This is a genomic window from Kamptonema animale CS-326 (assembly GCF_028330895.1).
In the GTDB taxonomy this organism is placed as follows: Bacteria; Cyanobacteriota; Cyanobacteriia; order Cyanobacteriales; family Microcoleaceae; genus Kamptonema; species Kamptonema formosum.
Genome location: NZ_JAQMUA010000371.1, coordinates 1 through 18673, shown reverse-complemented (window position 1 = coordinate 18673; position 18673 = coordinate 1). Strand labels below are relative to the sequence as shown.

Sequence of the window (18673 nt, the reverse complement as noted above, 5' to 3'; positions counted from 1 at the left end):
GGAGATAATTTCATATCGGTTAAATAATCGTCATTGCGAGCTTCGCTCGCAATCGCATTTATGTTGCGATTGCTTAGGGCTTAGTTTGCTTGACTATTGCTTCGTGCCTCGCAACTGCGATCGAGCTTGGCTCGCAATGACAAAATCGTAAATAATTTGCTAAACATGATATTAATTCTTCCGCTCCATCTCCCCCGCTCCCCACTTCCCCATCTCCCCATCTGCCCATCGTTCCATCTTGCCAACCGCTACGTGATATCCTGATTGTGCAAAGAAAGGTTCGCAGGTCGTTTCCGAGCTGTTGCCAAAAGCGAGAAAATTTCCCAGTACCTTTGCGTACTGTGGAGTGCAAACAACATATACGCAATGTTCTCATCCCCATCCTCCAAACGGAATGGACATTCCGACGAAGATTCCGTCACCCTGACTGATGAAGCAGGGCGATCGCTGACTTGCAGCATTGAGCATTCTATGGACGTAGAGGGCCAAGAATACGTCCTGCTGCTTCCCGTTGACTCGCCAGTAGAAATTTTTACTTGGCAAGGAGACGACGCGGATGAGGCAGCTATCCCCGTAGAAGACGAGGCCGAAATTTCTCTAATTTTTGACACTGCCGAAGCCGTCCTACAGGAGCATAACTTAAAGCTCCTGCGGACGGCTGTAACGCTGACTGTTGTCGGAGAGTTGCCAGAATTTTCCGAAGAGGATGCGCCAGAAGATTCCGAAAGCGAAGATGAATCGGATTTCGAGGAACTTATGTGGCTAGCTAGCTTCTATCACGAAGAACAGGAGTATGCTATCTACACGCCCCTTGACCCGTTCTTTATCTTGGCGCGGATGAATGAAGCAGGCAAACCGGAACTGCTCTCAGCAGAAGAGTTTGAAAAGTTAGAACCCCTATTGCCGATGCTGGAAGACCAATTCTTTGATGAACTGGAATAGAGCAAGCACGCGCCAGCCGATTTTAGATTTGAGATTTTAGACGGACTCAAATATCTAAAATCGGCAATTATTTAATTTAGGATTTTTCTCCCCTTAGTCTTCCTGCCATTAGTTAAGTGCCAAGAAATCTTGACAATTGACCTCGACAATTGATTTCAACAATTGACAATGAATACAGAATCACAGACAAAAGGCAACGAGCGAAACAGGACGAAAAAACGTACTCAGAATTTTTCTAAGGTGCTGTTTTATCTAATCTTGCTGCCTGCAACCTGGGGCTTTTTTGCTTGGCAGGGCTGGGCTTGGTGGAGTTGGGTTAGTTCCCCAGCAAAAACAGCAGGCTCAAATGGGGAACCTCAGCAAGCTGCTGTTTCGATCGCCATTCCTCCTGGTACTTCCAGCCAACAGATTGGCAAAGATTTAGAGGCAGCGGGACTGATCCGTTCTGCTACGGGCTGGAATTTGTGGGCGCGATGGTTGAGTCTGCAAAACCGTGAGGGCGGTTTTAAGGCTGGGACTTATGAATTGTCGCCGACTGTGCCGTTGACAGCGATCGCTGACAAAATCTGGAAGGGAGAGGTGATGCAGTTAAGCTTCACTATTCCAGAGGGTTGGTCTTTGCAGGATATGGCGAGTTATTTTGAGGCCCAAGGCTTTTTCCCAGCTAAAGACTTCCTGACGGCGGCGAGTCAAGTTCCTTATGGCTATTATCCTTGGTTGCCAAGTGGGTTGCCTCATTTGGAAGGGTTTTTATATCCAGATACTTACCAAATAGAGGGCGATCGCGTTAATGCCGAAGCAGTGGTTAAACAAATGCTCAGCCGTTTTGAGCAAGTAGCTCTCCCCCTATATCAAAAAGATCAAAAGCAAACTAAGCTGGAATTGAAAGATTGGGTGACTCTAGCGAGTATTGTGGAAAAAGAAGCTGTAATTGCCTCTGAACGCAAACGTATTGCTGGCGTATTTAGTAAACGCCTGCAACAGGGAATGAATTTAGGGGCAGATCCGACAGTTGAGTACGCCTTGGGCATCCGCCAAACTCGCGAAAAGCCTCTCACTTTTAAGCAGGTGGAAACTCCATCTCCTTACAATACCTATATCAACCCCGGTTTACCGCCAACACCAATAGCGGCTCCAGGAATAGCGAGTTTAGAGGCAGCTCTTTATCCTGAAGATACAGAATTTCTGTATTTCATGGCTCGCTATGACGGCACTCACATTTTCAGCAAAACGGCGGCTGAACACGAAGCAGCGATCGCTCAAGTGGATAAGCAGCAGCGCAAATCTCAATAAATCGCTAATAGGTAAGAGCTAATAGTAGAAAAACAATTAGCAATTAGCAATTAGCAATTAGCAATTAGCAATTATTTATGTCTTGGGGCAAACTTTTAGAGCCTGACTTAGTTCTCGGCAATTCAGTAGTGCATCTCACTCCTGATATCCTTCACCAAAATCAACTCAAGGGATTAGTTTTAGATGTAGATGAAACTCTCGTACCCATGAGGGCAGCTAACGCTTCTGCGGAACTGTTAGGCTGGGTAGAAGAAATTAAACCAACAGTAACTATTTGGTTGGTCAGCAACAACGTGAGTCAGCCTCGAATTGGTCGTATTGCTGAGTCTTTGAATTTGCCTTATATTACCGGGGCTGTTAAGCCTTCCCGCCGCAAGTTGAGACGGGCAGTGGAAGCGATGAATTTGCCAGTGGAACAGGTGGCAATGGTGGGCGATCGCCTTTTTACTGATGTTTTGGCAGGGAATCGTTTGGGTATGTTTACTATTCTAGTGGAACCAATGGTTAATATTGGTGAGGCAGTACGAAAATATCCTATGCGTTCTTTTGAGGTATGGGTTTCTCAAGCTTTAGGGGCATCTTTGACAATTAAAAGTTAAGCTATCATTAAAAATAAAATATAATAGTTAAAGGAGACAATGTACAAAGAAGAACAAATTAAACAACTTTTTGGGGATGAAGCTCTTGATTATTTAAAAAATAAAAATCAAGGAGGTACAAATAATCAGAAAGGAAGTGACTATGAAACTAATTTCACTGTCTATCAACTAGCATTATTATCAAAAAGGGCGATCGAAGAAAACGAATTGATAAAATTTTATACTCAAGTTCCTGCCTTTGTTGATGATTTACTCATTGAATTTGCTGACAGCAACATTTTCTATCACTACCAGTTAAAAAGCGGTACAAGTATAACTTGGGGCAAGGGACTCAAATCTATAGCTGATGATTTTAAAAAGCAACAAGAGTTAAATCTAGCCAATTCTAAAAATTCAAATCTTTACCTAGTTGTTTCTGTTCAGAACTTATGTGCAGCGCTTAATCAAAACATCCCTAACAAGATTAAATCATACAGCCAAGTTATTTACTTTCCACCCGAACCCAAGTTAGTAAAAATTATCGAACAAGAACCAGCTTTTCGCGAAGCAATAGAGTATTTATCAGCTTTTGAAAACCCCGCCCCAGACAAGATAGAGTGTGTCGTAACGGTACTACTAGGCGCGTGGCTATGCAGTGATAAATCTGGCATTTCTCTCATGGACATCCTCAAGAAAGCTCAGAAGTCAACCCCCTCTTATATTTGTTCTTTCAGCCAGGAGCGGCAACTTGACCCCCAAGTAGAAAATATTTTAAGCAATATAGACAATTTCTCGTATAATCTGACTAAAGGTTTCCTGCATTGGAGCTATAGAGATGGACTGGAAGAGGGGACATTGCCCTACAGTATTGACACTGACCAATTTAGGCAGTTTCAAGAACTGATTAAGAAAAATAACCCTACTTCCTTTGAGCAGCTAGAGGTGTTTTTAATATGACCCGAAAATACTCATCCCTTGTTAACAATCGTATTCGCTCTTTACTTAATACCTTAACGGACAAAAGTATCGAGGCTCCACTATATCAAGAAACCATGACCAAGCTGGGAATGAGTTTGGGTAATGCTCTTCTCACAAAAATAGATAAAGAGAAAAGTGTTTATCTTGCCTCTACAGTTGAAGATGCGGATTTTTTAGCGAGAGGAGTATTAAATCAACTAGAAAATCATCTGGATTTAGTTGCTTTTGCTTGCTTTTGGAATCAAAGATTTTCGCCCTTTGAAATAGAAGATTTAAAAGTCGCACCAATTATCAAAAAATATCAAGAACCAACAGAAAGTAATGTTAATTATTTAATAGTTATTAAATCTATTATTTCAGGAGCTTGTGTAGTAAAAACGAACCTAATCAACCTAATTCAAAAAATTACGCCAGATACAATTTTTATCGTGGCTCCTGTCATGTATCACAAATCTCAAGAAAAACTAATAAATGAATTTGAAAAGGATATTTACGATAAATTTGAATTTTTATACTTTGCTGAGGATGACGAACGCACTCAAGAAGGAGAAGTAATTCCTGGTATTGGGGGAATGATTTATGAGCGTCTAGGATTTAAAGGACAAGAGGACAAAAACAGATATATTCCTGAGATTGTAAAAGAGCGTCGTTCTCAACTTATGAAAGCTTCTGTATGAAAATTTTAATTAAACTTCAAGATTTATTGCAACAGATAGCAATTATTTATGCCTCAAACTATTGTTATTAAAATTGGTACTTCTAGTCTCACTCAGCCAGAAACAGGACATTTGGCCCTTTCAACTATTGCTAGTTTAGTTGAAACTGTGGCTAGTTTACGCCATCAAGGTCATAGAGTTGTTTTAGTTTCCTCTGGGGCTGTAGGAGTTGGTTGTGCTCGTTTAGGACTGACGGATCGCCCTCGCAATATTGCCCTAAAACAAGCTGTTGCAGCAGTTGGTCAAGGGCGACTGATGCGGGTTTATGATGACTTATTTACAACACTACAACAGGCGATCGCACAAGTTTTATTAACTCGAAGTGACTTAGTACAACGCCATAGTTATGTCAATGTTTATAATACTTTTCAACAATTGCTAAAGTTAGGTGTCATTCCCATAGTAAATGAAAATGACACCGTTGCCACAGATGAACTTAAGTTTGGTGACAACGACAACCTTTCAGCTTTGGTAGCTAGTTTAGTAGAGGCAGATTGGCTATTTCTACTAACAGATGTAGACCGCCTTTACTCAGCCGATCCTCGCAGCAATCCTAATGCTCAACCAATTAGTTTGGTAGAAAATATGGAACAGTTAGCAACACTTCAAGTGCAAACGGGAAACTCAAAAAGCGGTTGGGGAACTGGAGGAATGGTAACAAAAATTGAGGCGGCTAGAATTGCTACTGCTTCGGGAGTCCGCACTGTCATTACCCAAGGACGTTTTCCCCGCAATATTGAGAAAATTCTCAAAGGAGAGGTAATCGGTACTCAGTTTGAACCTCAGCCTCGACCAGTTAATGCTCGGAAACATTGGATTGCAAATGTTCTCCTGCCTGCTGGTAAGCTTTACCTAGATGCAGGTGCTGTCAAGGCAATTTCTCAGGCTGGTAAATCGCTTTTAGCTGCTGGTATTACTCAAATTGAAGGAGAGTTTCAAAGTGAGGATGCAGTACAATTATGCGATGCTCAAGGTAAAGAAGTTGCCAGAGGACTTGTTAATTATAGCAGTTTTGAACTCCGCCAAATCCAGGGCTACCATTCTGAGAAAATTGCCCATATTTTGGGCTATGCTGGTGCTGAAACTGTCGTACATCGAGATAAATTGGTTATTACCTAAGTAAGTAGTTTTACTCACTTAGACATCAGACAAGATGTTTTGAGCAGCTTGATATCCAGCTCTGTTATTTTGTTTTAAGTATTGTGAGGCTGCTTGTTCCAAATCTGCGATCGCGCCTTCTCGTTCACCTAATTGTAGTTTAGCTTGACCCCGCAGAAAATAAGCTTCAGGTTGGTTGGGATTTAAGTCAATAGCTTTATTTGCCTGATAAAGCGCATTGCGGTAGTCTTTAACTTCCATAGCATTTGCGGCTAAATCCACAAAATCATCGGCTACAATTATGGAGTCAGACGGACGTGAGAGAGGTTCTTCCGCTAGCGAGACAGTCGGTGCAGCGAGAGCAACAGTCAGGGCTATGCTTAAGAATCCTATAGTTTTGTAAAAAGCTTTCATGGCTTTTCTCCTAAATGCTCTTCTTTATAGAATAATCTTAAAAATAGCGGTACTGCTTCATCCCAATTAGGTATCTTGAACTCACCCTTTTAGGTGAGTTATTTGCAAAGGACTTATAAAGAAGGGGCTAGGCGCTAGGGGCTAGGGAAAGAGGGAAAGAGGAAGAGGAAGAGAGGAAGAGAGGAAGAGAGGGGGAGATGGGTAATTAGCAATTAGCAATTAGCAATTACCAATTAGCCATTACCAATTACCAATTAGCAATTACCAATTAGCAATTACCAATTAGCCATTAGCCATTACCAATTACCAATTACCAATTACCAATTACCAGGTGTTATGTTTCAAGCTACTCGTCGTCGCCTCGCTATTTGGTATACCGCCGTTACCGCCGTCCTTTTACTACTATTTGCTACAGGTTTCTATATCTACGTTCGTACCACCTTAATTGAACGCATCGACGACACCCTCAACCACGTAGTAGAAGTAGTAGAAAGATCCCTTGTTATCGAACCCGTAGAAACTCCCCCCGCAATGTCTCCTGTAGTTCTCAAGGGTCAATTTCAAGTTAATGTTTTTGATAGCTTTCGAGACAATGATGCTGACGTAGAAGACGACCATATCGATCTAGAATGGTTTAGTCCTACAGGCGAATTACTCTGGTCTACTCTCGCCGAACCTCTGGATATTCGCCTCAATCCTAACCATACTGGTGAGACAGTTTATAAAAAAACAAAGGATTCATCTTACATCCTCAGACAGGTGACAGACCGCGTAGAAGTTGGTCGCCAAGTGTTAGGATATTTGCGGGTTAGCCATCCCTGGTTTGAAGTTACTAAACCTATTCGTCAATTGATGCTAGATTTAAGCCTGGGTACTGGTTTAATGGTGATCTCTGTTGCTGCTATTGGCTGGTTATTATCGGGGTTGGCGATGGAACCGGTGCGAGAGTCTTATCAACATCTTAAACAATTTACTGCTGATGCTTCTCACGAACTGAGAAATCCGATCGCAACTATTCAAACTAATGTGCAAGTAGCTTTAGCAGAACCAGATATCGAACCTCAACAACAACAACAGCTACTACTTATAGAAAGGCTGACTCGCAGGTTGGGAAAATTGGTTGATGATTTGCTATTCTTAGCTAGACAAGATAGTGGTATAGTACAGCCGCAATTGCTTCCAGTTCCCTTAGATGCTTTGTTAATGGAGGCGATCGCAGAACAAAAGGCGATCGCGATCGCAGCAGGTATCAACCTCTCGCTGGAAATAGTAGATCTGGATGAGGATAATTTTACGCTCTGTGGTGACTGGGATCAATTAGCTCGTTTGTTCACAAATCTTATCAGTAACGCACTGCATTACACCCCCTCTGGCGGTAAAGTTGACGTTGAATTGCAGCTTCCAGCCAAAGGCAAAAAGCCCTCAGCTCTCAACAGGGCTTTACAGGTTAAAATTAAAGATACTGGTATTGGGATTCCACCAGAAGCGATACCTCATTTGTTCGATCGCTTCTATCGTGCAGATCCAGCTCGTACTCATCGTACCGCTGCGGGGTCAGGATTGGGATTAGCGATCGCTCAAGGAATTGTAAAAAATCATCACGGTGACATTCGCATCGAAAGCGAACTCAACAGAGGTACGATCGTTACAGTTATCTTACCTGCATACAGAGCCGAAGAATCCCGTTAAAAAAGATTGGCATCATTACCAAACTAATAAAACAATTTTCTAGTATACAATTTTCTGATATTCAATTTTTAATTTTTAATTTTTAATTTTTAATTTTCTAGGGGGCGATCGCAACTAAAACTTGCAGAGCAAGAGTAAAATATCTTACCAGAGAAAGGAGGTAATTTTGATACTTTCATGCTCTAATGTTTGAGTTGACTTCCTATTGATGCTCTAAAAAGTGCAAGTTTTACGATCCAAGCGGATGTTGCCAAGCAATCTGAGTTCGATGACGGCTAAAAGCATTGATTTAGCCTATGTCATTTCGAGGCTGTTCAACGAAAGAATCATGGTTGTAACCATTTTCGTTAAACTCACATTCAGCAACAAAAACCTTTGTTCTAGTAAAACACGCTGGCAATACCTCACACTGTATAACGATTAGGCTCATAACTTTCATCGCAGATTATAGGAGATATATTGATGATTTCACACAATAACCCACTCAAAATAAACCTCAGTTGGCTAGGAGTCCTCAGTGCTAGCCTGCTTGTCAGTCTAAGTACAATTGCCTTCGCAGGTGGGCCTCCGCCTCAAGGGAAACCGGCAGCCGCGCCTGCTACCACAGAACCCGCCAGTCAGGAACCAGCAAAGGCCCAACCTGCAACCACCCAACCCAATGCCACCCCAGCCGCACCACAGGCCACCCCGCAGACACCCGCGCAGACACCCGCGCAGACAATGGCGGCCCCTGCGCGATTCCCCCTACCTAGCGCCAAAGTAGAACCCTCAGAAGGCGTAGTCACAATCAAACTGGTGAATACTACCAACGCTTTAATTAGTTATCAAGTAGTGGGGGACACGCAACCGCGAACCCTGGGGGAACAGTCAGAAATTCAGCTAAAAGGCCTGAAAACTCCCGTCACTATCACTTACCAGCGCGAAGATGGGGGATTATTAATGGTACGTCCTCAAGCAACCGCTACACCCGGATTCTTGCAAGTAAGTTTTAGCGCCACAACTGATTTAAGCGTTGATACAAAATCGCTGAACGTTCAAGCAGAAGGCGGCGTATTTTTAAACTAAGAACCTGTCAGGGGTTAAAACCCCTGACTAATAGCTAAAGTCGTTTTCAGACACGACTAAATTATGATTAGGACTTACGCAGGTCGTCCCAGAAACCGGGTTCCAGAAACCGGGTTTTTGAGATCTTCTGTGAGTAAGGGCGAAGTATTTTCGTAAAAAAACCCGGTTTCTTTGGTTGGGTGCGTAAGTCCCGATCGCGATCTTTTTTCAAACCTAATCTGCCAAATCAGGAAACACCTCCCGCACCGCAGGATGCACCAAACGACCATTCTGAACATTCAAACCCTTTGCTAAAGCAGAGTTACCTTCCAGAGCTTTAATACCGCGATCGGCAAGTTGGACAACGTAAGGCAAAGTGCTATTATTCAGTGCTTGAGTAGCCGTCCAAGGAACAGCCCCCGGCATATTCGGGACACCATAATGGACAACACCTTCCTCAATGTAAGTAGGATTAGTGTGAGAAGTCGCTCGCAGAGTTTCCACACAACCCCCTTGGTCAACAGCCACATCGACAATCACCGAACCAGGGTGCATCTTGCTGACCAAAGAGCGAGATACTAAAATCGGAGCTCGGCGGCCTAAAACTAACACCGCACCAATGAGCAAATCTGCATCAGGAACAACAGCCTCAATTTGAGATGAACTGCTGTAGAGGTATTCCACTCTAGAACCGAAGATAGTCTCCAGATAAGCCAAACGCTCTACATTTACATCTAAAATCTGTACCTGAGCGCCCAAACCTACGGCAATTCTAGCGGCTTCCGTACCGACGATACCGCCACCAAGAATTACAACTTTACCCGGTTTAACTCCAGGGACACCCCCTAAAAGCACGCCTCGCCCCCCTTGCTGGCGTTCGAGAAACCGAGCTCCGAACTGCACAGACAAGCGGCCTGCAATGATACTCATCGGGGTCAAGAGGGGCAATTTTTGCTCTGGGAGTTCGACAGTTTCGTAAGCGATCGCCTGCACTCCCGAAGCGATTAAATATTCAGTTAGCTGCCGATGCGCCGCCAAATGCAAGTATGTAAAGAGCAACTGCCCTTTTTGCATCAGCGGGTATTCCAGAGGTAAAGGTTCTTTCACCTTAACCACCAATTCTCGATTCCAGGCATCCTGAGAGTTTGATACAATCTTCGCCCCAGCTTGAATATAGTCGGCATCTGTAAAACCAGCACCAATACCAGCACCACTTTCCACAAAGACTGCATGGCCGCGATCGGAACATACCCGAACGCTCATGGGACTGAGCCCGACACGAAACTCCTGATCCTTGATTTCCTTGGGAACACCAATTTCCATCTGATACCTCGACTGTTAGCAGTGCCGCGATCGACTCTAACTTATATAGATTTACGCAACTGTCACAGTTAAATCAACTTGTGGGTGCGTTAGGCTTTTTTTAGAGATTGATAGGCTCAGAGTTTGGGCTTAGTTACGCACCCTACTGATTGTCCGGGGCTTTAGTCCTAATCATATATGTCTTCAGAGGTTAGAAGTCACCTCCTAATTAAAATTGTCTTAAAATATACATTTGACTGGCATAATTCTTAGAATCAGAGCTTACGGATTCACCCAATCCCTGTGCTTGATTGTCAGGAAAACCTCAAGCAGGTATATAGAGGATGCGCGCTCGCGAACTCTTCCCTGAGACCAAGGCGCAATCTTGCCGGATAGCAGACAATAAAACAGCTACTATCCTCAAAACCAGCCTAGTCTAAACCCTCTCACATTTGACTTGTTCCCTGAGCCAGTTATTAAGGACAGTAGACTACCATGTTCCAACGCTTCAAGCAGGACTTAAAAAATGACCTGATTGCAGGTCTGTTGGTAGTGATCCCCTTAGCTACCACAATTTGGCTGACGATTACTATTGCTAGTTGGGTCATTAATTTTCTTACCAAAGTTCCCAACCAGATCAATCCTTTTGACGGACTCCACCCGATCTTAGTAAATCTACTGAATTTCTTGGTAGGTCTTGCTGTCCCCCTGCTGAGCATCTTACTAATCGGTTTGATGGCTCGCAACATTGCGGGGCGATGGCTGCTAGATTTTGGTGAAAGGCTATTACAGGCGATACCTCTAGCCGGTTCGGTTTACAAAACCCTCAAGCAGCTTCTAGAAACTCTCCTCAAGTCTAATGATAAATTTCGCCGCGTGATCTTAGTAGAGTATCCTCGACGAGGGATTTGGGCCTTGGGTTTTGTCACGAATACGGTAAGCGCCGAGATTGAGTCTCACCTACAAGGCACTATGATCAGTATTTTCGTCCCTACTACGCCCAATCCTACTACTGGCTGGTACGCGATCGTCCCAGAAACTGAAGTGATTACTCTCTCTATGTCTGTTGAAGATGCTTTTAAGGTAATAATATCTGGCGGTATTGTTAATCCTACTGTCTCTATTCCTGTACCATTAGCAAATATCCCAGGCAAAAAGCTAGAACCCTTACTTTCTGAAAGTAGGTTACAACCTGTTCCTGTAGAAGAAGATTGTTAACGGTTAACTGTTAACGGTTAACGGTTAACTGTTAACGGTTAACTGTTAACTGTACTCAAAACTTTGGTGATGGTTTATTTCTCGGCGATTGAAATCGCGTCTACACAAACAAAGTCCGCCTACGCGGACTTAAAGAATTAAAGAGGATATTAAGCCAGATTTGGTAACACCGTAAGGGTGCGTAAGTCCTGTTTTACTAACAACCAACAACCAACAACTAACCACTAACCACTAACAACTAACCACTAACTAATATGAAAAAAGCCCGCGAAACGGCGCGTGAAGTGGCACTTCTTGGTATCAGCCAACTACCCGCAAATCCAGAACGCTTAGAAGCGCAACAATTACAAGATGTGGTATTAGCGGCTGTCCGCACCCTGGCGGGGGAAGTCCAAGATGCGATCGAAACAGCCGCCGCCGAAGTGCAACGGGGTAGCGATCGCCTCCTGGCGAGCGAAATCCGTGCCCCTGACTTGCAAACTGCGAGGACAATGGTACACGAAGCCATAGAACTGACCCAAGCGGCCATTAATCGCTTAGGTATAGCCCTAGAATTGCCAGAAACAATCCATCTAGCCAACCAAGAGGATGTTCGCATCTATGCCTTAAAGATCCTGGGTACAGTAAGCGCTAACCGCCCTGCAATTGATGAATTGCTGAGTGCGGCGCTGGTAGATTGGCAAATAGATCGCTTACCTCGAATTGACAGAGATATCATGCGGATCGCTGTGGCTGAAATCATGTTTCTCGACCTTCCCGAACAGGTAGGGATTAACGAAGCTATAGAATTGGCTAAACGCTATAGCGGTGATGAGGGATACCGGTTCATTAATGGAGTGCTGCGGCGGGCTGTGGAGAAAATTAAGCCAGAATCGAGCTTAGCTTAGAATAGCTTGAGGCGATCGGTAATTAGGAATTGGTAATTGGTAATGATAAGGGTAAAGTGTGAAGTGTAAAGCGTGTCTTTATATTTTATCCCTCATCATTCCCCCTTTCACTATGGTTTTTAATTGGTTTCGCCGCCAGTATAGCGATCGCCCCGACGACTCCCAAAACGAGGAGGCTAAATCTGCTGAACCGGAAACTGATTCTACGGAATCAACGCCCCCAGAGGAAGAACAGCCTGAAGCCGTTGCTGAAGACTACCTAAGTTGGGCTAAAGCCGCCTATAAAAATATTCAGCAGCAAAAAGGCCTGGCTGAAACCGCAGAAGTCTCGCCCCCAGCAGTCACGGAACCACTTGAGGTAGAAACCGCTGCGGAGGTTTCGCAGGTAGAGGAATCAGCCACACCTGAAATCACATCGCCAGAAATCACTGAACCTGTTGCTGAGACTCCCCAAATTGAGGAATCAGTCACACCAGAAGTTACGCCGCCAGAAATTACTGAAACTGTTGCTGAGACTCCCCAAATTGAGGAACCAGCCACACCAGAAGTTACACCACCAGAAATTACTGAATCTATTTCTGAACTAGAAATTGCTACACAAACTTTAGAGATTTCTACAGCGGAAACACCTGCTGAACAAACAGAATTAATTCATCCAGTAGAAGAAGTAACAACAGCAAAAACACCAGAAATAGAAGCAGAAACCTCTGCACCACCGCTAGCAATTTCGCCAGAAACTCCAGGCGAGGCAACAATTTCTGCATCAGAAACCCCACTCTCAGAAACAACGACTGCCGACCCCTTACCATTTTGGGCAAGGGCCCAAGCTGAACGAGAAGCGCGGATCGAACGATTAAAAGAAACAGCAATCGAAGAACCAGAAGAAATTATTGCTGCTATTAATTCAACAGCAGCCGAACCTTCGACAGTTATTGATGAAGAATTTCCCGTTGATTTCGATGAGGGTTTCGTGTGGTCAGCAGAAATTTTAGCTTCTCAAGGTCGCCGTCCCGATCAAATTTCTTTTGAAGAAATTACTTGGCTACAAAAATTGCGGCAAGGGTTAGAGAGAACTCGCCGTAGTTTGATTAACCAGCTTAAAGCCATAGTTGGTCAAGGCCCCCTCAATCAAGATGCGGTGATCGAAATTGAGTCGCTGTTATTGCAAGCAGATGTAGGAGTTGAGGCTACAGATATTATTGTCAATGCTTTGCAGCAAAAACTGCGAGAGGAAGTATTACCCCCAGAAGAAGCGATCGCTTATCTCAAAAAACTTTTACGCGAGCTCCTCGATTCTCCTTACCAAGAAAGCGCCTCTAGGAATCATGTTGCAAGCCGGACTTTTGCGCCAGAAAAAGATACCTTCAATATCTGGTTAGTTGTTGGCGTTAATGGCGCTGGTAAAACTACAACTATTGGAAAAATAGCCCACCTTGCCCAGAAATCAGACTACCGAACCTTAATAGCGGCGGCTGATACTTTTCGGGCCGCAGCAGTAGAGCAAGTGAAGGTTTGGGGAGCTCGTAGCGATGTAGAAGTGATTGCCAATCCTGGGAAAAATACTGACCCCGCTGCTGTAGTATTTGATGCGATCGCCGCTGCTCAATCACGAAATACAGAACTCTTAATTGTTGACACCGCCGGTCGCCTCCAAAACAAGAAAAATTTGATGGACGAGCTTAGCAAAATCCGTCGCATTATAGACAAAAAAGCTCCCGGTGCTGTCGTAGAATCTCTATTAGTTTTGGATGCAACCTTGGGGCAAAATGGTTTGCGACAGGCTGAAGTTTTCTCAGAGGCAGCACAACTTAGTGGAGTAGTCTTGACAAAACTCGATGGAACTGCTAAAGGTGGTGTGGCACTGGCTGTAGTACAGCAGCTAGGTCTACCAATCCGGTTTATTGGTGTCGGGGAAAGCATCGAAGACCTCCGCCCTTTTTCTAGTTATGAGTTTGTAGAAGCGCTACTGAGTGGTTAACTGTTAACTGTTAACGGTTAACTGTTAACTGTTAATAGCTAAAGTTAATGGCAATTAGCAATTAGCAATTAGCAATTAGCAATTAGCAATTAGCAATTAATCCCAAGTTCAAATAAGCCTGTTACTAATAAATCCCAACCCGATGACTGCTGTGCCTTTGCCAAGACCATCACCTCAACCGGCTGACCGCTCTCCCGGTCGTAATCCTTCAGAAGTAACGCCAGTTTTCGCACTTAAAGAACTGGTGGCGCGACTGCATCGGGAACAGCATAATATTCAAGATATGTTGAGTTCCTTGGGATTTGCCCTTCGTAGTTTTAACAATCTCAATCAATTCTTAGAGTTAATTCCTTTAGTCGCCACTCGCGTTACTGATGCTGATGGTGGAGCTCTGGTACTTTTTAAGCCAAATGGTCAAGTTAGGTTCCAGCAGTTGCACTGTCAGGAAGGTCGCCAGTGTCAAGATATGCGGAAAGCTCTGGAGATAGCAACTCGCGAAGTTGTGGCTGAGATGGGAACCCCTTTAGATGCTTTTCCTGAAACTTTTCTGCAAACTTCCACTGCAAGTCTTGACGATCAGGTAAGCCGCTATTTGGGCGAGGACGTTCACTTGTTTGGCGCTCCTATTCTGGTAAAGAATTCCGAACGCGGTCGCCTCTATGTTTTTAGCCACGATCCCGAATATGTTTGGACTCCAAGTCGGCAGAAATTAGTCAGATTAGTAGCCGATCAAACAGCAGTTGCGATCGCAAATGACGAACTTACTGTTAAGTTACAAGAAAAAGAACGTTTAGACAGAGAATTAGAAATTGGAGCCGAAATTCAACTGCGGTTGCTTCCTCGACAATGCCCGAAAATTCCCGGCGTTGATGTGGCCGCTCGTTGCGAAACTGCTAGTCGAGTTGGGGGAGATTACTATGATTTTATTCCCGCTGACCATGACCCGCTTTTGAAATCCCAGGAAGGAGAACATTCTTCATCCCTGCTACAAAATCTCAAATCTAAAATTGAAAAAGGCCGCTGGAGTATTGTCATTGGCGATGTCATGGGGAAAGGCGTACCTGCGGGTTTAATTATGACGATGACGCGGGGGATGCTACGAGCTGAAGTTTTAAACCGCCACTCGCCTTCTAGAATTCTCCAACATTTAAACCGGGTGATGTACGCAGATTTGGACAATTCGCACCGATTTGTGACTTTGTTTTATTCTGAATATGATCCTAAAACGCGGATTCTATCTTACAGTAATGCGGCTCACAACCCACCTTTGCTCTGGCAGTCGGCAACAAATTCTCTTAAACGGCTAGATACTTTAGGAATGCTGATCGGTTTGGATGCAGATTCGCACTATTTTGAGGCGCAAGTGCAATTATCTCCGGGAGATACTATTATTTATTACACTGATGGTTTTACTGATGCTGCTAACCAAAGGGGCGACCGATTTGATGAGGAAAACTTAAGTGCGGCTTTTCAGTGGGCTTGTCATAATTATCAAGATTCTCAGGCTATTTTGGATTACCTGTTTGACCGAGTTCAACAGTTTATTGGCCTGGGCAACCGCAATGGGGATGACATGACGCTTGTTGTAATGCGAGTAAAACTTTCTGCTTCAGGGGAAAATACCAATGATTCTTAATACCGTGCCGGAAATTGCTAACCATTTTGTCAGCCTAACTGATGCGAATGATAGTCTACTTTTGTTACTTTGGAATTCGCTTTTTGATGGGACAGTGTTGTTAGGTCAAACCTATGACATTTTTGGTGATATCCAGAAAGCCTGGAGTAACTTCCTTTCAAGTGGTCAAGCTGCGGCTTTTGTAATTGGCCTCTTTGTGGGATGGTTCATTAAGGGTATTATGCCTTAGATTTGTTAACAGTTAACAGTTAACAGTTAACAGTTAATGGCAGAGTTCAAGTATTCTAATGCAATCGGCAATGTAGGACACTTGAGACTTAATACTTGACACCTATGACAACTGACCCTAAAACTTGGAGCCAAAGGTTTGAATCGGCGTTGCACCCTGCGATCGCACGTTTCAATGCCAGTATTAGTTTTGACATTGAACTGATCGAATATGACATCACTGGTTCTGTAGCTCATGCAACAATGTTGGCTAAAACTGGGATAATTTCTGCGGCGGAAGGCGAACAACTGGTTGCTGGTTTGGAACAGATTCGCCTGGAATATCAGCAAGGCTTTTTTAAGCCGGGAGTTGAGGCGGAAGATGTCCACTTTGCTGTCGAAAAGCGACTAACGGAAATTACTGGGGATGTGGGCAAAAAGTTGCACACGGCGCGATCGCGCAATGACCAAGTGGGTACTGATACCCGCCTTTACCTCCGGGCAGAAATTGCCAAAATTCGTCACCAATTGAGGGAATTTCAATATGTTTTACTCAGCATCGCTGAGCAGAATGTAGAAACCTTGATTCCTGGTTACACTCACCTACAACGCGCTCAGCCTTTGAGTTTAGCTCATCATCTGTTAGCTTACTTTGAAATGGCAGACCGGGATTGGGAACGTCTGGGTGATGTGAGTAAGAGGGTGAATATTTCGCCTTTGGGTTCCGGGGCGCTGGCAGGAACTACTTTTCCCATTGACCGACATTTTACGGCGGAACTCTTGCAATTTGAAGGAGTTTATGCTAATAGCTTGGATGGAGTGAGCGATCGCGACTTTGCGATCGAATTTCTGGCAGCGGCTAGCTTGATCATGGTACATCTGAGTCGTTTAGCAGAAGAAATCATCCTTTGGTCAACTCAGGAATTTGGATTTATCACGCTCAAAGATAGCTGTGCTACGGGTTCCAGCATCATGCCCCAAAAGAAAAATCCCGATGTGCCCGAACTGGTGCGGGGAAAAACCGGGCGCGTCTTTGGTCACTTGCAAGGTATGCTAGTGCTAATGAAAGGTTTACCCTTGGCCTACAACAAAGATTTGCAAGACGATAAAGAAGCCTTGTTTGATAGCGTAAAAACCGTCAAAGCTTGCTTAGAAGCAATGGCGGTACTGATGAGCGAAGGAATTGTATTTAATGGCGATCGCCTAGCCGCTGCTGTGGCGGAAGACTTTTCCAACGCCACAGACGTAGCAGACTATCTAGCAGCGCGGGGCGTACCTTTCCGGGAAGCGTACAACCTCGTAGGCAAAGTTGTCAAAACCTGCATCGTGGGGGGCAAACTCCTCAAAGATTTAAGCATTGAGGAGTGGAAAGCGTTGCACCCTCAGTTCGAGTCAGATATATACGATGCGATCGCTCCCCGGCAAGTAGTTGCAGCTCGTAATAGTTACGGCGGAACCGGATTCGAGCAAGTCAGGAAAGCAATTGCCGAAGCCCACGAGCGCCTTGGCCATTAGGTTTCAGCAGCCGCCATGTCGTTTTGTTGCCTCCCGCCATCAGACGACCGCTGGCCGCCTCTGCCGCCAGAGTAAAAAGGCGTAGTTTTACGTTTGCGAAACTTGCGTGCGTAAGCTTGATTCCGTAGGGCTTTCTCTTTCTTTAGATTGCGGCGTTTAGCCATGCTGACCTCAATAATAAACAACAAAACGGCTGCATATTTTTAAGCAGCCGCCGAGCCTCTCCGAGACTCATTCTGCCACCTGTGGGCATTAGAGCTACTCAGATATCGAGTAGTTACCCCCACAATTGCGTGAATTATTACTTTACTAGAACGCGGTATCCCGCGTTAAGCTAGTTTGTTTACAGATACTTCACAAATAGATCATAGCAGGCTCCACGCAGCCGCGAAAAACCAATTGCCCTCTTGACAAAATTAACAGATGACCCTTAACCCTGGAGATTTAGCTCCTGACTTCAGCTTACCCGACGCTGAAGGCAACCAAATCAGCCTCGCAAATTTGCGAGGAATGCGAATTGTGTTGTATTTTTACCCTCGCGATAACACTCCCGGCTGCACCAAAGAAGCTTGCGGCTTCCGCGATATTTACTCCGAGTTCCAGTCTCGGAATATCGCTGTATTCGGTGTCAGCACTGACGATGCCAAATCCCACACCAAATTTGTGAACAAATATCAACTACCTTTTCCCTTGCTGTGCGATGAGGGTGGTAAAGTCGCTACCGCTTACGGTTGCTATGGGCTCAAGAAATTTATGGGCAAAGAATATGTGGGCATCACCCGGATGACTTATGCGATCGCTCCAGATGGTAGGATTGAAAAAATCTACCGCAAAGTCAAACCAGAATCCCATGCAGAGGAAGTTTTAGCCGACTTTTTAGCACTCTTAAGTCCTGAGTCGTGACTGGTGGATTAAGACTCAAAAGCTAAATGGAAGGAATTAGAATCTTAAATTTAACGAATGGTACATAAATTAAACTAGAGTTTACGCAAAACTATCCCTAACACCGCCATCTTGATAGTTTCTTTTCTGTACCCGTTGGCGGCCATACTGTAAGGGTGCCTAAGTTCTATAATCATCAAGTTTCGATAGTTGTAATTCAATCTCAAAAAATCTTCTTCCTTCTTCCTTCTTCCCTCTTCCTTCTTCCTTCTTCCCTCTTCCTTCTTCCTTCTTCC

Annotated in this window: 19 protein-coding genes; 15 read left to right on the top strand and 4 right to left on the bottom strand. The window is 44.3% G+C overall.

Annotated features, from left to right (window positions below):
- Window positions 1–73 precede the first annotated feature (73 nt).
- A complete protein-coding gene (locus PN499_RS21635) occupies window positions 74–376 on the bottom strand; it encodes a hypothetical protein (RefSeq protein ID WP_272034505.1) in 303 nt (100 codons plus the stop codon).
- On the opposite strand from PN499_RS21635, the gene PN499_RS21630 reads away from it, so the two are divergent.
- The 6 genes from PN499_RS21630 to proB all read left to right on the top strand — a co-directional run bounded on the left by PN499_RS21630 (window position 367) and on the right by proB (window position 5626).
- A complete protein-coding gene (locus tag PN499_RS21630) occupies window positions 367–942 on the top strand; it encodes a DUF3727 domain-containing protein (RefSeq protein ID WP_007357457.1) in 576 nt (191 codons plus the stop codon). The genes PN499_RS21635 and PN499_RS21630 overlap by 10 nt on opposite strands.
- Window positions 943–1110: 168 nt before the next feature.
- A complete protein-coding gene (gene mltG, locus PN499_RS21625) occupies window positions 1111–2235 on the top strand; it encodes an endolytic transglycosylase MltG (RefSeq protein WP_272034502.1) in 1125 nt (374 codons plus the stop codon).
- Between the two features lie 77 nt (window positions 2236–2312).
- Complete coding sequence (locus tag PN499_RS21620; RefSeq protein WP_272034500.1) at window positions 2313–2834, top strand: YqeG family HAD IIIA-type phosphatase; 522 nt, start codon at window positions 2313–2315, stop codon at window positions 2832–2834.
- Between the two features lie 39 nt (window positions 2835–2873).
- A complete protein-coding gene (locus PN499_RS21615) occupies window positions 2874–3770 on the top strand; it encodes a hypothetical protein (protein ID WP_272034499.1) in 897 nt (298 codons plus the stop codon).
- Window positions 3767–4468 carry a hypothetical protein gene (locus tag PN499_RS21610; protein WP_272034498.1) on the top strand — a complete coding sequence of 234 codons (702 nt, stop codon included), beginning with the start codon at window positions 3767–3769 and terminating at the stop codon, window positions 4466–4468. The genes PN499_RS21615 and PN499_RS21610 overlap by 4 nt, the downstream gene beginning before the upstream one ends.
- A gap of 48 nt (window positions 4469–4516) precedes the next feature.
- Window positions 4517–5626, top strand: a complete 1110-nt coding sequence (gene proB / locus PN499_RS21605; RefSeq protein WP_272034496.1) for a glutamate 5-kinase — start codon at window positions 4517–4519, stop codon at window positions 5624–5626.
- A gap of 18 nt (window positions 5627–5644) precedes the next feature.
- On the opposite strand, the gene PN499_RS21600 is transcribed toward proB, so the two are convergent.
- The gene (locus tag PN499_RS21600; protein WP_272034495.1) at window positions 5645–6019 is read right to left on the bottom strand and encodes a tetratricopeptide repeat protein; all 375 of its coding nucleotides are present in this window, start codon (window positions 6017–6019) and stop codon (window positions 5645–5647) included.
- 336 nt (window positions 6020–6355) lie between these two features.
- Between PN499_RS21600 and PN499_RS21595 the strand changes: the two genes are divergently transcribed.
- The gene (locus PN499_RS21595) at window positions 6356–7708 is read left to right on the top strand and encodes a sensor histidine kinase (protein WP_272034493.1); all 1353 of its coding nucleotides are present in this window, start codon (window positions 6356–6358) and stop codon (window positions 7706–7708) included.
- A 462-nt stretch (window positions 7709–8170) separates the two neighbouring features.
- A complete protein-coding gene (locus tag PN499_RS21590; RefSeq protein WP_272034492.1) occupies window positions 8171–8773 on the top strand; it encodes a hypothetical protein in 603 nt (200 codons plus the stop codon).
- A 213-nt stretch (window positions 8774–8986) separates the two neighbouring features.
- On the opposite strand, the gene ald is transcribed toward PN499_RS21590, so the two are convergent.
- Window positions 8987–10075 carry an alanine dehydrogenase gene (gene ald, locus PN499_RS21585; protein WP_272034490.1) on the bottom strand — a complete coding sequence of 363 codons (1089 nt, stop codon included), beginning with the start codon at window positions 10073–10075 and terminating at the stop codon, window positions 8987–8989.
- A gap of 474 nt (window positions 10076–10549) precedes the next feature.
- Here ald and PN499_RS21580 point away from each other — a divergent pair, with 474 nt between their 5' ends.
- The 6 genes from PN499_RS21580 (at window position 10550) to argH (ending at window position 17495) form a co-directional block, all read left to right on the top strand.
- Window positions 10550–11272 (top strand): DUF502 domain-containing protein, encoded by a 723-nt coding sequence (locus tag PN499_RS21580; protein ID WP_272034488.1) that lies wholly within the window; start codon window positions 10550–10552, stop codon window positions 11270–11272.
- A gap of 254 nt (window positions 11273–11526) precedes the next feature.
- A complete protein-coding gene (gene nusB / locus PN499_RS21575; RefSeq protein ID WP_272034484.1) occupies window positions 11527–12159 on the top strand; it encodes a transcription antitermination factor NusB in 633 nt (210 codons plus the stop codon).
- 112 nt (window positions 12160–12271) lie between these two features.
- Entirely contained in the window at window positions 12272–14137 is a 1866-nt protein-coding gene (gene ftsY, locus PN499_RS21570) for a signal recognition particle-docking protein FtsY (protein ID WP_272034482.1), read from the top strand.
- 142 nt (window positions 14138–14279) lie between these two features.
- Window positions 14280–15773, top strand: coding sequence for a PP2C family protein-serine/threonine phosphatase (locus tag PN499_RS21565; RefSeq protein WP_272034480.1), 1494 nt, complete (start codon window positions 14280–14282; stop codon window positions 15771–15773).
- Window positions 15763–16002 carry a hypothetical protein gene (locus tag PN499_RS21560; protein WP_272034478.1) on the top strand — a complete coding sequence of 80 codons (240 nt, stop codon included), beginning with the start codon at window positions 15763–15765 and terminating at the stop codon, window positions 16000–16002. Before PN499_RS21565 ends, PN499_RS21560 begins: the two co-directional genes overlap by 11 nt.
- 104 nt (window positions 16003–16106) lie before the next feature.
- Window positions 16107–17495: an argininosuccinate lyase gene (argH, locus tag PN499_RS21555; protein WP_272034476.1), complete on the top strand. Its 1389-nt coding sequence runs from the start codon at window positions 16107–16109 to the stop codon at window positions 17493–17495.
- On the opposite strand, the gene PN499_RS21550 is transcribed toward argH, so the two are convergent.
- A complete protein-coding gene (locus PN499_RS21550) occupies window positions 17492–17659 on the bottom strand; it encodes a hypothetical protein (RefSeq protein ID WP_007357310.1) in 168 nt (55 codons plus the stop codon). The two genes, argH and PN499_RS21550, sit on opposite strands and share 4 nt — an antisense overlap.
- Window positions 17660–17918: 259 nt before the next feature.
- Between PN499_RS21550 and bcp the strand changes: the two genes are divergently transcribed.
- A complete protein-coding gene (gene bcp / locus PN499_RS21545) occupies window positions 17919–18398 on the top strand; it encodes a thioredoxin-dependent thiol peroxidase (RefSeq protein WP_272034474.1) in 480 nt (159 codons plus the stop codon).
- Window positions 18399–18673 lie beyond the last annotated feature (275 nt).